Here is a 14,938-nt window from a genome sequence, read left to right as displayed (position 1 = left end):
CCTTATCGACCGATGCTCAGCGAGGGTTCCCCGACGACGTCGTTGACCAGCGCGCCGATGCCCTCAACAGTCGTGGTCAAGCGTTGACCCTCTTGCAGGAAGAGCTGCGGCGAGCGGCCGACACCGACACCGTCGGGTGTTCCTGTGGCGATCACATCGCCGGGGCGCAGTGTCATGAAGGTCGACAGGTAGGAAATGACGGTCGGAATGTCGAAGATGAAGTCTCCGATGGTATCGCTTTGAACCTCGGTGCCGTCAACCGTGCAACTGATCTTCAAACCTTGGCATGCGGGAGGCAGCTCATCGGGGGTGACCATCATAGGGCCAACGGGCGTCGACGCTTCGAAGGTCTTTCCCTGCAGCCACTGAGTGGTCCGCTTCTGCCAGTCCCTCATCGAGATGTCGTTCAAGATCGTGTAGCCCGCGACGTAGTCCAGAGCAGTCGACGGGTCGACCCTTCGCGCGACCCGCCCGATAACCACGGCCAGTTCGGCCTCCCAGTCGACCGAGTCCGACTCGGCGGGGAGGGTAATGGGATCGTGCGCACCAATGAGCGAGTCGGAGTACTTGGCGAATACAGTCGGGTACTCGGGTAGCGCGCGGCCCATCTCCCGAACATGTCTCGCATAGTTGTGTCCGATACACATGATCTTCCCAGGCGTGGGGACGACAGGAGCGAGGTCTGCATCCGTGACCGCGACCGTCCCACCGGTTGGTTCGCCGGAGGCACCTCGAAGCAACGCTCCCACATCGGGCGCATCGAGAAGTATCCACTGATCGTCGACCAAACGGCCTGCGCGGGTGCCTGCGGCAAGGCGCAGTGTGGCATATCTCATTGTTCCTCCAGTTTTGTCTTCCAAAGTCAGCTAGCGGTATAACTGCAGTTGGTTGTTCGCCTGCCGTATCGATTCGGCAGCCTTACTCGTGTGTGCCGGCCCACCGGGATGCGGCAGGTATCGAGTTGAGTCGGGAGGGGCGGTCAGTCATCGGGCCCGCGCTACGAGCAGTTTGGGCCTGTCACCTGCGGGCGTGGCTCGACGCTCGGGTCATGACCCTCGCCGTGTCCATCCAGGAGTCCGGAGGCGCGGGTACCCCGAGGGCCGCTTCGATGACTCGTGCAACGTTGAGCGCGACGTCGTCCCGGAATGGCTGAGCCGCAATGTGCACGCCGACGGGGAGACCATCGGGGCCGGACCCCGCGGGCACACTGACCGCAGGACACCACGGGACCCAGTTGAACATTGACGTCAGGTCTAGACCATGTTTGCGGCCGTCATCCGTGACCGTGTGATAGCTGGCGTCGTCCCCCTCCACCGCAACGGCGGTGCGGCTCATCGTCGGTGACAGGAGTACATCGGCGGTTTCCCAGAACGTGGCCATTCGCTTCCACTGCAGCGTACGCAGATGCTCATCCTCTTTGAGCTCGACGGCCGAATACTTCTTGGCATTCGTGATGATCGACCACAGCCGAGGGTCCACGTCGTCCTGGACGCGCTGCAGGTCTGAGCCGTAGTGTGCGGCCAGGTGAACATGCCAGTGCCGAACCCATGCGTCGGCCATGCCCCGGTTCCATTCCGGCGCGGAGCGGGTCACGATGGCACCCGCGGCGGCGAGGATCGCGGCAGCGGCTTCCAGCCTCTCCACCACGTACGGCTCGACGCTGAAAAACCCGAGATCGGATGAGACGGCGATTCGCAGGCCCTCCACGGACCCTGGCGGGTCGAACGAGACGTGAGCTTTGCCGAGCGTGAGGGGGTCTGTTGCATCGGGCCCGAAGGCAACGGTGAGGCCTCGCACCAGGTCCTCGCTGGATCGGGCAAGCAACCCGTGGTGGGCGATGTCGTCCATCAAGGACGGCTGGTCGTCGTTGGGGATTCGACCCGCTGACGGTTTGATCCCGATGAGGCCCGTAAAAGAGGCGGGGATCCGAACCGACCCTCCCATGTCTGTTCCCTCGGCAAACGTCACGCATCCAGTAGCGACGGCGACAGCCGAGCCTCCAGAGGATCCGCCAGGGGTGGTGTCTGGGTTCCACGGGTTACGGGTGACTCCTGTCAAGGGGCTGTCGCAGAAACTCGAGTAGGCGACCTCCGACAGAGTCGTCTTCCCCACGATAATCGCGCCTGCGGCTCGGAGTCGGTGGACGAGTACCGAGTCACGGGTTGCCACCACGTCGGCATACGCGCGACTTCCGGACCGCATGCCCAGCCCGGCAACGGGTGTGGAGTCCTTGATTGCGATCGGAACACCGGCGAGCGGGCCCAGACTGAGGCCGCGTGCACGCTTCTGGTCGATCGCTGATGCGGCCTCGAGAGCGTAGTCGTCCGCGATCTCTGCGAAGCAGTTCAGACGCTTCTGGACACTTCTGCTACGGGCGAGGGCTTGCGTCGCGATAGAGACGGCCGTTCGACGGCCTGACTTTACATCGGCAGCCAGTGTCGCTGCGGAATCCCACAATGGCTCACTCATGGGTAACGGTCTCCGTCCAGTGGTGCACCGGTGATGCGTATCGAGTCATGTGCAGAATCGTTTCTCCAAACCTGCCGATAGTCAAGTAGGCTCAGGGCATGACTCGAGCACCTCGACCCAGCATCAAGGACGTTGCTTCCGCCGCCGGCGTGTCGCCGACGACGGTCTCTGATGCGCTCAGCGGAAAGGGGCGGCTGCCGATGGAGACAAGGCTGCGCGTACGGGAGGTGGCTGATCGACTGGGCTACCGCCCTAGTGCTCTGGCGCGGGGACTTCGTAACCAACGAGTGGGGTTCCTGGGATTCGTTCTGGTGCCCGCAGCAGCCGCCAGCGTTTCGACCGTGAACTACTGGATTCAGCTGCAGACGAAGGCGGCTGAGTTTGCATTGGACCGCGGGTACGCACTGGTAATGCTCCCTCCCGATCCTGAGGGTTTGACTCCGGTGAGCTTCCCCGTCGACGGAGTCATCGTCGTCGATCCGCTACGTGACGACCAGGTGCTTGCCACCCTCCGCAACCAACGGGTTCCGCTGGTGACCGTGGGGCGCGATCTGACGGGCGGTCCGGAACCGTGGATCGATGACGATCAAACCAACGGTGCGCTCAAGCTGCTCCAGGCCGTGGCGCACCCGGGCGATCGTGTCGCTCTTGTCACTCTTCCGACGCAGAAGTCGTACCTGCAGGACATCAACTCGGGAGTCCACTCCTGGCGCGGGCACGCTCCCGGGTATCCCATCATCCATACGGTCGAATCGGTCGAGGGCGAGGAGATCGACCCGGTGGTCGCACGGCTGATGCAGCACGAACCGCCGGACCTGATTCTGGGCGCCAACGAGCGAATAACCCTGTCGATCCACCGTGCCTTGAAGTCTGCGGGATACCGGATCCCAACCGACGTACGCCTCGCAAGCATGGTGGAGTCTCCAGACCTCGAGCGAGTGCAGCCGCCCATCTCCGCTGCGATTCAGCACCCCGTCACGTCAGCCGAAATGGCAGTCACCACGATCATCGACCTGATCCGGGGCAAAACGCCTCCCCCTTCCACGCTGATCCCGATGGACCTCGCGATCCGCGCCTCGGCGCCGGCAGTATCGGAGTGTGCCGATCAAACGGTTGGTGACGGCGTAGCGAGCTGACATAGTCGGGAGGGGATTGAGAACCGTCGAGACGAGCACTCACAAGCTCGACGTTTCCTCATGGGGGACATCCGGCCTGTTGTTCGAAAAGCGGCCTATTAACCGGGCCGCCCCATCCCGCTCTCCCTCGCCGACAGAGAACGCGGACTGCGATACCGGTAGCTTCATCCCTCCGTCAGCGCGTAATCGACCGCTCTCTCGTACTCCATCCGGCGACCGGACTGAAAGATCTCTTCAAAAATGATGTCACCCAATGCAATACGACATCCTTCATAAGCTTGTTTATGATAGGTCGCTAGATGCGGATACAGGAAAGCCACAGCGCCTTTTGATTCGGCAATCTCGGTGGCAGCTCCCAGCAGCACGGCGGCCCGTCGATAGCGCCCACCCTGCACTTCGGTCCACCCCAATGCCTCGAGAAACATGGCTGTACCCAGCGGGTCGATTCGATGACTTGTGCGCAGGCCCTGCTGCAGCAACGTGGTCGCGCGGTGCCGGTCTCCGAGGCGCCACATCGTGATGGATAACGACCAGCGGGCGAATCCCTGATAAGCCTTTTCACCTGCCGACTCGGTCGTCATCAGTGCCTGCTCGAAGCACTGGATCGCCCGGTCGAAGTCACCGGCCAGATCGGAGGCCAAACCCAACACCACGTATGCGTCCACCACGAACACGGGTTCACTGGCGGTGGTAGTGAACCCCTCCAGGGATCTGGTCAAGGCGGTGCAGGCACCATCAGGATCGCCGCCGGCGAGCGCGAGCAGACCGGCTGCGTGGGTGGCCAGTGCACGTGCCCGTGGATCGTCAAGTGTGTCAGCTGCTTCACGAGCCTGGGCGGCCCGGATGAATCCGGTTTCCAAATCGCGCTGTATCTGTGCGAAGAGGCTGGCAGAGAACAACGCCTTGACTCGGTCGGCCGTGAGATCGCCATCCTCGGCGTCCAGGAGCCGATCGAGCCATCGGCGCCCTTCGCTGAACATCCCTCGTAGGTTCCAGAACGGAAACAGCGCAGCAGCAATCCGGATACCATTGTCAACATCGTGAGCGACACAGTATTCGAGGGCCCCACGGATGTTCGGCAACTCCCTCTCGAGCTGGTCGACGAACTCGAGTTGGCGCGCACTGATCCAGTGCGATTCCGCGTCCAGCACCATTCTTTCGCACCAGTCTCGGTGGCGCCGGCTCAGGGCGTCAGTTTCGCCTGCTTGCTCGGCGCGTGCCCGCCCATAATCCCGTAGCGTCTCGAGCAAACGGAACCGCACCGTAGTGCCAGTGTCCTCCCTGATCAAGATCGACTTGTCGACCAATGACGTCAGCAGGTCGAGAATTTCGTCGTCGCCTCGGCCGCACCGCAGACCTTCTCGGCGGCATCGAGGTCGAAACCGCCGACAAAGGTCGACAGTCGCCACCACGTGCTCTGTTCCTCCGCTGTGCACAGCTCGTAACTCCAGTCGATGGACAGTCGTAGAGTCTGTTGGCGATTCGGCGCGCTTCGGTTGTGTTGCGTGAGAATGGTGTAACGCGTAGACAGCCGCTCCCGTAGCTGTTCGACGGACATGGCCCGCAGTCGGCCGGCCGCCAGTTCGATTGCGAGCGGCAATCCGTCGAGGCGATCACAAATGTCGTAGACAGCGTGTGCATTGGTGCCGGTGACCTCGAAGGTCGGCACCCGCACCTTCGCACGCTCGGTAAAAAGGGCGACGGCGTCCGACCGTGGCAGCGTGTGCGGACCGGGCGCATGATCACGACCGGGCACGGTCAGCGGGGGAACCCGGAACACCGCTTCACCGCCGATGACGAGGGGCTCTCGACTGGTCGCCAGAATGCGCACGTCGGGGCACGACCGCAGCACTGTTTCGGCTAGCTCGGCGACCGCGTCAATGAGATGCTCGCAGTTGTCGATTATCAGCAGGAGATTTCGAGCGCGGAGGAATTCGATCAGAGCGTCGGTGCGCGTCGTTGCCGGAGCTTCTCGAATACCCAACGTCGCGGCTACCACGTCGCTGAGCAGAGATTCGTCGGTGAGTTCCCCCAGTTCCACCAGCCACGCGCCGTGCTGGAAACCGGGTGCCAGCTTCGCCGCCACACGTAGCGCCAACCGCGTCTTGCCGACACCGCCGATACCGGTCATCGTCACCAGACGTGATGCGGATAGCAGGCTCTTGATCTCGCTGAGCTCGGTGTGGCGGCCGACGAAACTGGTGAGCTCGGCAGGGATATTGCCCTTGCCAACGAGCCCCGTGGAAGGCCCGGTGGAAACGGGCGCGGGGCTGGAACCCAAGCCGAGTGGGCGAGAGCTGCCTGGTTCAGTCCGCACGAGAATGTCGTCCAGGGCAAAGCCGTGCCGGTCCTGGACGAGTCTGAGCTGATCACCGAGTTCGGCGGCCGAACCGTACCGATCCCCCGGAGCGACCGCCATCGCGCGCTCGATAACCGCGCTGACGTCTTCGGAAATGCCGTGTTCGCCGAGAGTCGGCGTCGGGGCGGTCGTAATCCGCAGAAACTGAGCGACGAGCTGTTCACCGCTGCGGCGTTCGAACGCGGCGTGACCGGTGAGAGCACAAAACAGTGTCGCGCCCAAGCTGTAGATGTCCGCAGCCACCGAAGGTGCTGCCCCACCCAGGACTTCAGGCGCGATGAATGCCGGCGACCCGGTCACCGCTCCCGAGGTGGTCTCGAACCCGCCTGCGACATGCGCGATACCGAAATCGGACAATTGCGGCTCGTCGTAGTCGGTGATCAGAATGTTCCCGGGCTTGACGTCGCGGTGCACGATGCCCTGACGGTGCGCGGTCTCGAGCGCTCCGGCCATCTTCACCCCGAGCCGCAACGCCTGGTCCAGCGGGAGGGGACCGTGCTCTCGGATCAGTCGATCGAGAGAGTCCCGAGGGTGATATTGCATCACGATGTAAGGGCGCCCGCTATCGGTGGCGCCGACCTGGAAGATATTGACGATGTTCGGGTGCCCGGTCAGCCGCCCCATGGCCCGTTGCTCGCGCAGAAACCGGGACCGGTTCTCGTCGTCGAGGTCGGCGTCGAGGACTTTGACCGCGACCACGCGGTCGAGGGCAGGCTGATCGCAGCGGTACACCACCCCGAAACCTCCGCGACCGATCTCGACGGGGTTATTCAATCCCTGAACATCGAAATCCGTTGCTCTCATGCGGCGGACATCGCGCTGAGTTGCCTCAGGATCGTCGGTCATCGTGTGACCTGTCTACTCAAACCGCGACGTCAGGGACGCTTTCACGGCCGTCACCTCACCAGTTGCTGTCGACAGTGACCGATTGCATTGTCAAGGTCGATACCCATCATATTGCCAGCCTCGCTTGCTCGGCGTGCGATATGCGGAGGCGGTGGTAGGGGACCTCCCCGGAAGATCGGACGTCAAGAGCGGTCGGTTTGCGATGGCTCTTGCAGTTCGCCAACTCTGCCTAGCGTCCACCATCCATGCGGCACGGCGATGGGCGGTGTTCCGGCACGCATGTGCTGCATGTGGTTCTACGTTCTGTCTGCCAATTGCGCGGCCGATCGGTTGTGTTGTTGAGGCGAGGAGTACGCCGCCGAGGTAGGTCAAGGCGTCCTTGTCGTAACGGGTTGCCCCACCGCGACAGTGCTCGAGTCAGTTGAAACCACACTCGACGGTGTTTCGGTGTCGGTAGAGCGCGGGATCGAAGGCCGGTGGCCGTCCACCCTGGGAGCCCTTCTCCTTCCGTCGTGCGGTCTGATCGCAACGTTCCGGGATCGTGGAGCACTCGCATCGATCACGCCCTGCGGCGTTCCCGAGGCGGATGGACGTGCCGTCGACGAGGACATGGATCTTCGCCGCGTGCTGGTGGGCCGGCACGCTGGTCGAGTCGATCGAGACCAGAGCCGCCAGTGCGTCGTCGCCGACGTCGTTGGTCGCGTGCACGGCGTGGACCATCGCCTCGTGGGTTCTGTCGATCGACCAGCGCTGGTGGCGTTCCCAGATCGGTTGCCAGGCCCCGAACTCGTCGGGAATGTCCCGCCACGGCGAACCGGTGCGGAATTGCCAGCAGATCGCCTCGAGGGTCACGCGCTGGTCGTTCCATGCCCGCCACGCTGCGGAGACGACGCGGGCGACGGCTGGCCGCCCCGGACCCCATGGTCGCTAGACTCGGGTGGTGGACATCCGGGACGCCGAATACCTGGTCGCCGTGGCCGATCACGGCAGCGTCACCGAGGCTGCGCGGGCGCTGTTCATCGCGCAGCCGTCGCTGTCGCAGGCGATCCGCACTCTCGAACGCGATCTGGGTGTCGAACTGTTCGATCGCGGGGGACGGAAACTGCGGATCACCCCTGCGGGCGCGTCGTTCGCGCATGCGGCGCGCCAGGTGCTCGCGGATGTCGAGCGGGCGCGGGCCGTCGTGCACGACGTCGCCGAACTGCGGTCCGGCACGCTCACGATCGCCGTTCTCAATTCGCTTGCCGCCGATCCGCTTCCGCGTCTGGTCGGCCGATTCCACCGACAGTTCCCGAGTGTGGTCCTGTCCACGGTGTCGGCGGACGGTCCCGACGGCGTCGGCCGCGCGGTCCGGTCGGGGGAGTGCGACCTCGGGCTCACCGAACCGCTCGTCGACCAGCAGGGCCTCGAGTTCCGGACGGTGGGGGACCAGGAGATCGTGCTTGCACTGCACGCCGACCTGGCGATCGAACTCCCCGATCCGGTGCCCGTCGGTCTGCTCGCCGACATTCCGATGATCGTCGAGATCGGGTCGCGCCCACGACTGCCGGTGAACAACATCGCCGTCGAATGTGCGCATCGCCAGTCGATGTGGGAATTGGTGGTCCAGGGGGCGGGGGCGACCCTGCTCCCGCGGCGCGTCGCCGAGCAGGAACTACCGGGCGTCGTGGTCCGCTCGCTCGCGCCGCCCGAGGTGCGGACCGTCGGGATCGTCCACCGACCGGATCCGCTTCCGCCTGCCGCGGCGGCGTTCATCACTGCGCTCGACGAGACTCACGGCGCGAGTGTGCCGAGGAACGCGCGCCCGGCAGGCGACAGCCTGGCCTCGTCGTAGATCACCCCGTACGGGGCGGTGATCGGCGGGTCGAGTGGGCAGATCCGTGCTCCGCCGCCTGCGGCCCGTTCCGCGAGGGTGCGTTCCATGAACGACATTCCGACACCCTCGACGACGAACGCGCCGACGGCTTCCCGCTGCTCGACGACGGCCGACAGGGTCGTCCGCCTCCCCGCCGCCTGCAGCGCCTTCTCGATGACGGTGCGCGAAGACGATTCCTTGGGCAGCCCCACCACGGGAATGTCCGGAAGGTCGTCGAGCGGGAACGGATCCCGCCACACGATCTCGGCGTCGTGCGGAACCACCAGCCAGTATTCGTGGATTCCGAGGACGCGGGTCGTCAATCCCGGTGCGGAAAAAGGGAAATGACTGAAGGCGATCTCGCAGTGACCGTCGCGGATCAGCGACGCGACGACATCGACCGGACGCAGGTCTGCGAGCCGGACGACGACACCCGGATACTGCTTGCGGAAGGACCCGATCAGTTCCGTGACAGGGCCTTCCGCGACGTGCGCCGACGCGCAGATGTCGAGGCGGCCGCGCGGCAGACCCGACACGTCGACCAACGAGCTCTCGGCCGCCACCAGGTCTCGCACGATCTGCCGCGCGGGGCCGACGAACGCCTTGCCCGCCGCGCTGAGCACGAGGCCGCGGCCCACGCGGTGGAACAGGTCGACACCGAGGTCACGCTCGAGATTGCGCAGCCCCTTCGACAACGACGGCTTCGTGACGCCCAGGGCCTCGGCCGCGAGCGCGAGGCCGTCGTTGTCGACGGTGGCGAGAAAGTACTCCACGTGACGCGACTCCACCAGTGAAGACTACTGCCTGGAATGCGGCGACCCGCCGGTGTGAAGTCGCGCCGGCTGTCAGATGTGACGTCCGCCGGTGACTTCGAGGACAGTGCCCGTCATGTAGCTGGACAGGTCGGACGCGAGGAACAGCGCAACGTTCGCGATCTCCTCGGGCTCGGCGCCCCGGCCCATCGGGACCTCCTTGAGCTTCGCCTCGATGATGTCGGCGCGCAGGGCCCGGATCATGTCGGTGTTCACCACGCCGGGCTGGATCGCGTTGACCCGCACGCCGAGGTGGGCGACCTCCTTCGCGGCGGCCTTGGTCAGGCCCACCATGCCGGCCTTCGCGGCGCTGTAGTTGGTCTGCCCGACCATGCCGACCTTGCCCGAGATCGACGAGATGTTGACGATCGAGCCCTTGCCCGCCTCCCGCATCGCGATCGACGCGATCTGGGTGCCCAGCCACGCGCCCTGCAGGTGCACGTCGATGACGGAGCGGAAATCGGCGAGCGACATCTTGCGCAGCGTCGCGTCGCGGGTGATGCCGGCGTTGTTGACCCACACATCCATCGCGCCGAAACTGTCGAGCGCCGTCTTGCCCAGGTTCTGCATCTGATCCGGGTCGGTCACGTCACAGGCCACGGCGACGGCCTGGAAGCCGTCGGCCTCGAGCTTGGCGGCCGCGCCCTTCACGTTGTCGGCATGCATGTCGCCGAGGACGACCGATGCGCCCTCGCTCGCGAACTTCCTGGCCATCTCGAAACCGATGCCCTGGGCTGCGCCCGTGACGACGGCGACCCGTCCCTCGAGAAGTGTCATTTGCGTGTTCCTTCCTCAGTTGTACGAACGTCTTCGGCGTGCGGGGTCAGGCGGTTGCGCAGCGCGGACCGCAGGACCGCACCCCGCGGGGACAGGGGCAATTCGTCGACGAACACCACTTCCCGCACCTTCTTGTACGGCGGCACCGCGGCGGCCACGAACTCGATCAGTTCCTCGGCGGTCGGGTGCGCTGCGTCGGTCACCACGAACGCGACCGGCATCTCTCCGACCTCGGGGACGGAGCGGCCGACCACCACGGCGTCGAGAACGCCCCGCCGTGACAGCAGCAACCGTTCGAGTTCGTGCGGATCGACGGTGTAGCCCTTGTAGAGGAGTGCATCCTCGGGTCTGCCAACCATGTCGAATATCGAATTCCATCTCGCCGGGAGTTTGTTTGTTCGCGAATATGCCCGAAATGGAAATCCGGGCGGTCGACATCTATTCAAGTGCCTCGGACGGCCGTGGTCAAAGACGCGGAAGGAAACCGACAGTTGCCTTCTTCCTATGGGTCGTAAATAGCCTTTGCGCTGCGAGTTCTCGTTCGGAGGCGCGCTTGACAGCGCGGCTCGGTTGCTGGATATTCACCTTATGGCTGAACGCGAAGTGAGTGACGAAGACTTCAAGGACATTCTCGCGCAGACGAGGACCTTTATTCAGAAGGAAGTAATTCCCAGGGAAAATGAAATCGCGGAAAAGGATCTGATTCCGGACGACATTCGCCGTAAGGCGGCGGAGATGGGTCTGTTCGGATACGCCATCCCGCAGCAGTGGGGCGGGCTCGGACTCGACCTCACGCAGGACGTGGAAATGGCGATGGAGTTCGGGTACACGAGCCTGGCGTTGCGGTCGATGTTCGGCACCAACAACGGGATCGCCGGCCAGGTGCTGGTGAACTTCGGTACGGACGAGCAGAAGTCGGAATGGCTCGAGCGCATCGCGTCCGGCGACGTGGTCGCCTCGTTCGCGCTGACCGAGCCGGAGGCCGGATCGAACCCGGCGGGCCTGACCACGCGCGCCGTCCTGAAGGACGGCAAGTGGACGATCAACGGCACCAAGAGGTTCATCACGAACGCGCCGCTGGCCGATCTGTTCGTCGTGTTCGCGCGCACCCGTCCCGCCGACGAGACCGGCACCGGCATCGCGGTGTTCCTCGTCCCCGCCGACACCGCCGGTGTGGTGGTCGGGCCGAAGGACAAGAAGATGGGCCAGGAAGGTGCCTGGACGTCCGAGGTGGCGTTCGACGACGTCGTCGTCGGCGAGTCCGCGCTGGTCGGCGGCAGTGAGGAAGCCGGCTACCGCGCCGCCATGACGTCTCTCGCCCGCGGCCGCGTCCACATCGCGGCGCTCTCGGTGGGAAGCGCCCAGCGTGCGCTCGACGAGTCCGTCGCTTTCGCGGCGGTCACGAAGCAGGGCGGCACCCCGATCGGCGACTTCCAACTGGTGCAGGCCATGCTCGCCGACCAGCAGGTGGGCGTGTCCACGGGCCGCGCGCTGGTCCGGGACGCGGCGCAGAAGTACGTCAGCGGCGAGGACCGCCGGATCTCCCCGTCCGTCGCGAAGCTGTACTGCACGGAAATGGTAGGCAAGGTCGCCGACCTGGCGGTGCAGGTCCACGGCGGAAGCGGATACATGAGAGACGTTCCGGTGGAACGGATCTACCGTGAGGTCCGGTTGCTGCGCCTGTACGAGGGCACCAGCGAGATCCAGCGCCTGATCATCGGCGGCGGACTCGTCCGCGAAGCCAAGAAAGCGCTCTGACCCATGTTCGACGCAGTGATCTGTGAGCCTGTCCGCACCCCGGTCGGGGGATTCGGTGGCATCTACCGCGACGTCCCCGTCACCACCCTGGCGTCGACGGTGCTGAAGGGACTGATCGAGCGGACGTCGCTGACGTCCGAGGACATCGACGACGTCATCTTCGGTCAGGGCTACGCCAACGGTGAGGCGGCGGCCATCGGCCGGATCGCTGCGCTCGACGCCGGTCTCGACGTGACCGTCCCCGGCATCCAGCTCGACCGCCGGTGCGGCTCCGGGCTCCAGGCGGTGATCTACGCGGCCATGCAGGTGCAGACCGGGATGAGTGATCTGGTGATCGCGGGCGGCGCCGAGTCGATGAGCCAGACCGAGTTCTACAGCACCGGGATGCGCTGGGGCGTCAAGGGCGCGTCGGTGGAGTTCCACGACCGGCTGGCCAAGCCCCGCACCAACTCCGGCGGCGTGAACTTCCCCGTCGAGGGCGGCATGATCGAAACCGCGGAGAACCTGCGCCGCGAGTACTCGATCAGCCGCGAGGAGCAGGACGCGTACGCCGCCGAATCCCATGCGCGCGCGGTCCGCGCGCAGGACGGCGGTCTGTTCGACGCCGAGACGATCCCGGTGACGGTGCCCGGCAAGCGCGGCAAGGATCCGGTCGTCCACACCATCGACGAGCACCCGCGCCGCGACGTCACCGTCGAATCGCTGTCGGCGCTGCGGCCCATCCGGTCACGCGTCGATCCGGAGGCGACCGTCACCGCGGGCAACGCGTGCGGCCAGAACGACGCCGCCGCAGCCGCGATCGTCACCACCCCCGAGAACGCCGAACGTCTCGGTCTGCGCCCGTTCGCCCGGCTCGTCAGCTGGGGCGTGGCCGGCGTGGAGCCGAACCGGATGGGCATCGGCCCGGTCCCGGCCGTGGACAAGGCCCTCACTCGGGCGAAGCTCACCCTGAACGACATCGATCTCCTCGAGATCAACGAGGCGTTCGCGGCGCAGGTGCTGGCGTGCGCACGGGAGTGGAAGTTCGACGAGTCGGACATGCGGGACCGGTTCAACGTCAACGGATCCGGCATCTCGCTCGGTCACCCCGTCGGCGCCACCGGTGGCCGCATCCTGGCCAACCTGCTCCGCGAACTGGACCGGCGGCAGGCCCGCTACGGCATCGAGACGATGTGCATCGGCGGCGGCCAGGGCATCGCAGCCGTATTCGAGAACGTCAACATCTGACCGTCCCTACCCTGCCCGGTATCGGGCCGACACGAAGAGAGCTCATGCGCGTATTTCAGAACATCGACGACGTCGAAGCCGCAGTCGGCGAACATCTCGGCCACAGTGACTGGTTCGAGATCACGCAGGACCGCGTGAACGTGTTCGCCGACGCCACCGGCGACCACCAGTGGATCCACGTCGACCCTGAGCGGGCCGCCGAGAGTCCGTTCGGCGCCCCCATCGCCCACGGCTATCTCACGCTGTCGTTGCTGCCGAAGCTCGGGGCCGACCTGATGCGGGTCGAGGGCACCAAGCTGGTGATCAACTACGGACTCAACAAGGTTCGCTTCCCGAAGCCGGTGAAGGTGGGAGCGTCGATCCGGGTCGGCGGTGAGATCGCGGGGTTCGAGCACACGAAGCAGGGCGCGCAGGTCGTCGTCAAGTACACCATCGAGATCAAGGGCGAGGACAAGCCGGCGTGCGTCGCCGAGACCGTCCGCGTCCTGGTCGCCTGAAACGAGGAACAACATGCGAAGAGCAGCACTGGTAGCCCCCGTCCGCACCGCCGTCGGCCGCTTCGGCGGCGGACTGCGCGACGTACCCGCCGAGAGCCTTGCGGCGGCCGTCATCAAGGAGACCGTCGCACGGTCGGGCATCGACCCCGAACTCATCGAGGACGTCGCGATGGGGCAGTCGTACGCCAACTCCGAGGCCCCGTGCATCGGACGGTGGGCCGCACTCGAAGCGGGACTGCCGATTTCCGTCGCCGGACTGCAGACCGACCGCCGCTGCGGCACCGGACTGCAGGCCCTCGTGACCGCGTCGATGATGGTGCAGACCGGCGCCGCGGACGTCGTCCTCGCCGGCGGTGTCGAGTCGATGAGCAACATCGAGCACTACACCACCGGGGCCCGCTGGGGCACCCGCGCCGGATCGCTGAACCTCTACGACCGCCTCGACCGCGGCCGGGAGCGCTCCCAGCCGGAATGGCGGTTCGGGAAGATCAGCGGAATGATCGAGACCGCCGAGAATGTCGCGACACGGTGCGGAATCGGCCGCGAGGAATCCGACGCGTTCGCCGCCGACAGTCACGCCAAGGCCCACGCCGCCTGGGAGGCAGGCAAGTTCGACGACGAGGTGATCGAAGTGAAGATCACCGACCGCAAGGGCAACGTCTCGGTGGTGGCGCGTGACGAGGGCATCCGCCCGGACACCACCGCCGAATCGCTGGCACGGCTGCGCAGTGTCGTCAAGGACGGTGTCGTCACCGCGGGCAACGCGAGTCAGCAGAACGACGCGGCGTCGTCGATGCTCGTCGTCGCCGAGGACAAACTCGACGAACTCGGGCTCGAGCCGATGGGTTTCCTCACCGGGTGGGCCGCCGCCGGGTGTGAACCGGGACTGATGGGACTCGGTCCGGTCGCGGCCGCGTCGAAGCTGTTCCGCCGCACCGGTGCGAGCTTCGACGACTTCACGCTGATCGAGCTGAACGAGGCGTTCGCCTGCCAGGTGCTCGGGGTCCTCAAGGAGTGGGGCTTCGAGGACCGGGACCGCCTCAACGTCAACGGGTCCGGCATCTCGCTCGGGCACCCGATCGGCGCCACGGGCGCACGGATGACGACCACCGCGCTGCACGAGTTGAAGCGGCGGGGCGGCGGCAAGGCGCTCGTCACCATGTGCATCGGCGGCGGGCAGGGAATGGCCGCCGTCGTCGAGC

General features: G+C 65.5%; 14 protein-coding genes and 1 pseudogene. 7 read left to right on the top strand and 8 right to left on the bottom strand.

The genetic code is table 11. The features are described from left to right. Positions 1-2: 2 nt before the first annotated feature. Together ACFTZB_RS12710 and ACFTZB_RS12705 are read right to left on the bottom strand one after the other, a co-directional pair. A complete protein-coding gene (locus ACFTZB_RS12710) occupies positions 3-836 on the bottom strand; it encodes a fumarylacetoacetate hydrolase family protein (protein WP_378431969.1) in 834 nt (277 codons plus the stop codon). A gap of 181 nt (positions 837-1,017) precedes the next feature. Further along, the gene (locus tag ACFTZB_RS12705) at positions 1,018-2,469 is read right to left on the bottom strand and encodes an amidase (protein WP_378431967.1); all 1,452 of its coding nucleotides are present in this window, start codon (positions 2,467-2,469) and stop codon (positions 1,018-1,020) included. 98 nt (positions 2,470-2,567) lie between these two features. Between ACFTZB_RS12705 and ACFTZB_RS12700 the strand changes: the two genes are divergently transcribed. Further along, positions 2,568-3,605: a LacI family DNA-binding transcriptional regulator gene (locus ACFTZB_RS12700; protein WP_378431965.1), complete on the top strand. Its 1,038-nt coding sequence runs from the start codon at positions 2,568-2,570 to the stop codon at positions 3,603-3,605. A gap of 164 nt (positions 3,606-3,769) precedes the next feature. Here the strand turns inward: ACFTZB_RS12700 and ACFTZB_RS12695 are convergent, their stop codons facing one another. Together ACFTZB_RS12695 and ACFTZB_RS12690 are read right to left on the bottom strand one after the other, a co-directional pair. Then, on the bottom strand, positions 3,770-4,759 hold the full coding sequence (locus ACFTZB_RS12695) for a hypothetical protein (protein ID WP_378431964.1): 990 nt from the start codon (positions 4,757-4,759) through the stop codon (positions 3,770-3,772). A gap of 158 nt (positions 4,760-4,917) precedes the next feature. Further along, positions 4,918-6,663, bottom strand: a complete 1,746-nt coding sequence (locus ACFTZB_RS12690; protein WP_378431998.1) for a protein kinase — start codon at positions 6,661-6,663, stop codon at positions 4,918-4,920. Between ACFTZB_RS12690 and ACFTZB_RS12685 the strand changes: the two genes are divergently transcribed. Beyond that, a complete protein-coding gene (locus ACFTZB_RS12685) occupies positions 6,568-6,888 on the top strand; it encodes a hypothetical protein (RefSeq protein ID WP_378432002.1) in 321 nt (106 codons plus the stop codon). The two genes, ACFTZB_RS12690 and ACFTZB_RS12685, sit on opposite strands and share 96 nt — an antisense overlap. Positions 6,889-7,152: 264 nt before the next feature. Here ACFTZB_RS12685 and ACFTZB_RS12680 read toward each other — a convergent pair. Beyond that, positions 7,153-7,731, bottom strand: a pseudogene (locus tag ACFTZB_RS12680) (transposase); the annotation flags it as partial. Positions 7,732-7,750: 19 nt separating this feature from the next. Here ACFTZB_RS12680 and ACFTZB_RS12675 point away from each other — a divergent pair. After that, positions 7,751-8,644, top strand: coding sequence for a LysR family transcriptional regulator (locus tag ACFTZB_RS12675; protein ID WP_378431963.1), 894 nt, complete (start codon positions 7,751-7,753; stop codon positions 8,642-8,644). Here ACFTZB_RS12675 and ACFTZB_RS12670 read toward each other — a convergent pair. The 3 genes from ACFTZB_RS12670 to ACFTZB_RS12660 are packed head-to-tail and all read right to left on the bottom strand — an operon-like array spanning position 8,584 to position 10,613. Then, on the bottom strand, positions 8,584-9,453 hold the full coding sequence (locus ACFTZB_RS12670; RefSeq protein WP_095861811.1) for a LysR family transcriptional regulator: 870 nt from the start codon (positions 9,451-9,453) through the stop codon (positions 8,584-8,586). The two genes, ACFTZB_RS12675 and ACFTZB_RS12670, sit on opposite strands and share 61 nt — an antisense overlap. A 57-nt stretch (positions 9,454-9,510) precedes the next feature. Next, positions 9,511-10,254: a 3-oxoacyl-ACP reductase FabG gene (fabG, locus tag ACFTZB_RS12665; RefSeq protein WP_072944568.1), complete on the bottom strand. Its 744-nt coding sequence runs from the start codon at positions 10,252-10,254 to the stop codon at positions 9,511-9,513. After that, positions 10,251-10,613 carry a 4-coumarate--CoA ligase gene (locus ACFTZB_RS12660; protein WP_378431962.1) on the bottom strand — a complete coding sequence of 121 codons (363 nt, stop codon included), beginning with the start codon at positions 10,611-10,613 and terminating at the stop codon, positions 10,251-10,253. Before ACFTZB_RS12660 ends, fabG begins: the two co-directional genes overlap by 4 nt. A gap of 229 nt (positions 10,614-10,842) precedes the next feature. Between ACFTZB_RS12660 and ACFTZB_RS12655 the strand changes: the two genes are divergently transcribed. The 4 genes from ACFTZB_RS12655 to ACFTZB_RS12640 all read left to right on the top strand — a co-directional run. Next, positions 10,843-12,012 (top strand): acyl-CoA dehydrogenase family protein, encoded by a 1,170-nt coding sequence (locus ACFTZB_RS12655; protein WP_218271203.1) that lies wholly within the window; start codon positions 10,843-10,845, stop codon positions 12,010-12,012. Between the two features lie 3 nt (positions 12,013-12,015). After that, positions 12,016-13,239, top strand: a complete 1,224-nt coding sequence (locus ACFTZB_RS12650) for an acetyl-CoA C-acetyltransferase (protein WP_378431961.1) — start codon at positions 12,016-12,018, stop codon at positions 13,237-13,239. A gap of 44 nt (positions 13,240-13,283) precedes the next feature. After that, positions 13,284-13,736, top strand: coding sequence for a MaoC family dehydratase (locus ACFTZB_RS12645; protein ID WP_378431960.1), 453 nt, complete (start codon positions 13,284-13,286; stop codon positions 13,734-13,736). 13 nt (positions 13,737-13,749) lie between these two features. Continuing rightward, on the top strand, positions 13,750-14,938 hold a 1,189-nt coding region (locus ACFTZB_RS12640; protein ID WP_378431959.1), incomplete at its 3' end, for an acetyl-CoA C-acetyltransferase.

Source organism: Rhodococcus sp. NPDC057014, assembly GCF_042673295.1.
In the GTDB taxonomy this organism is placed as follows: Bacteria; Actinomycetota; Actinomycetes; order Mycobacteriales; family Mycobacteriaceae; genus Rhodococcus_F.
Note: the sequence above shows the minus strand (reverse complement) of the source record. Positions and strands in the feature narration are given on the sequence as shown.

Coding starts and splice junctions, on each gene's coding strand:
- ACFTZB_RS12710 (WP_378431969.1), bottom strand. CDS start 836: ATGAGATATGCCACACTGCGCCTTGCCGCAGGCACCCGCGCAGGCCGT.
- ACFTZB_RS12705 (WP_378431967.1), bottom strand. CDS start 2,469: ATGAGTGAGCCATTGTGGGATTCCGCAGCGACACTGGCTGCCGATGTA.
- ACFTZB_RS12700 (WP_378431965.1), top strand. CDS start 2,568: ATGACTCGAGCACCTCGACCCAGCATCAAGGACGTTGCTTCCGCCGCC.
- ACFTZB_RS12695 (WP_378431964.1), bottom strand. CDS start 4,759: ATGGTGCTGGACGCGGAATCGCACTGGATCAGTGCGCGCCAACTCGAG.
- fabG (WP_072944568.1), bottom strand. CDS start 10,254: ATGACACTTCTCGAGGGACGGGTCGCCGTCGTCACGGGCGCAGCCCAG.
- ACFTZB_RS12660 (WP_378431962.1), bottom strand. CDS start 10,613: ATGGTTGGCAGACCCGAGGATGCACTCCTCTACAAGGGCTACACCGTC.
- ACFTZB_RS12655 (WP_218271203.1), top strand. CDS start 10,843: ATGGCTGAACGCGAAGTGAGTGACGAAGACTTCAAGGACATTCTCGCG.
- ACFTZB_RS12650 (WP_378431961.1), top strand. CDS start 12,016: ATGTTCGACGCAGTGATCTGTGAGCCTGTCCGCACCCCGGTCGGGGGA.
- ACFTZB_RS12645 (WP_378431960.1), top strand. CDS start 13,284: ATGCGCGTATTTCAGAACATCGACGACGTCGAAGCCGCAGTCGGCGAA.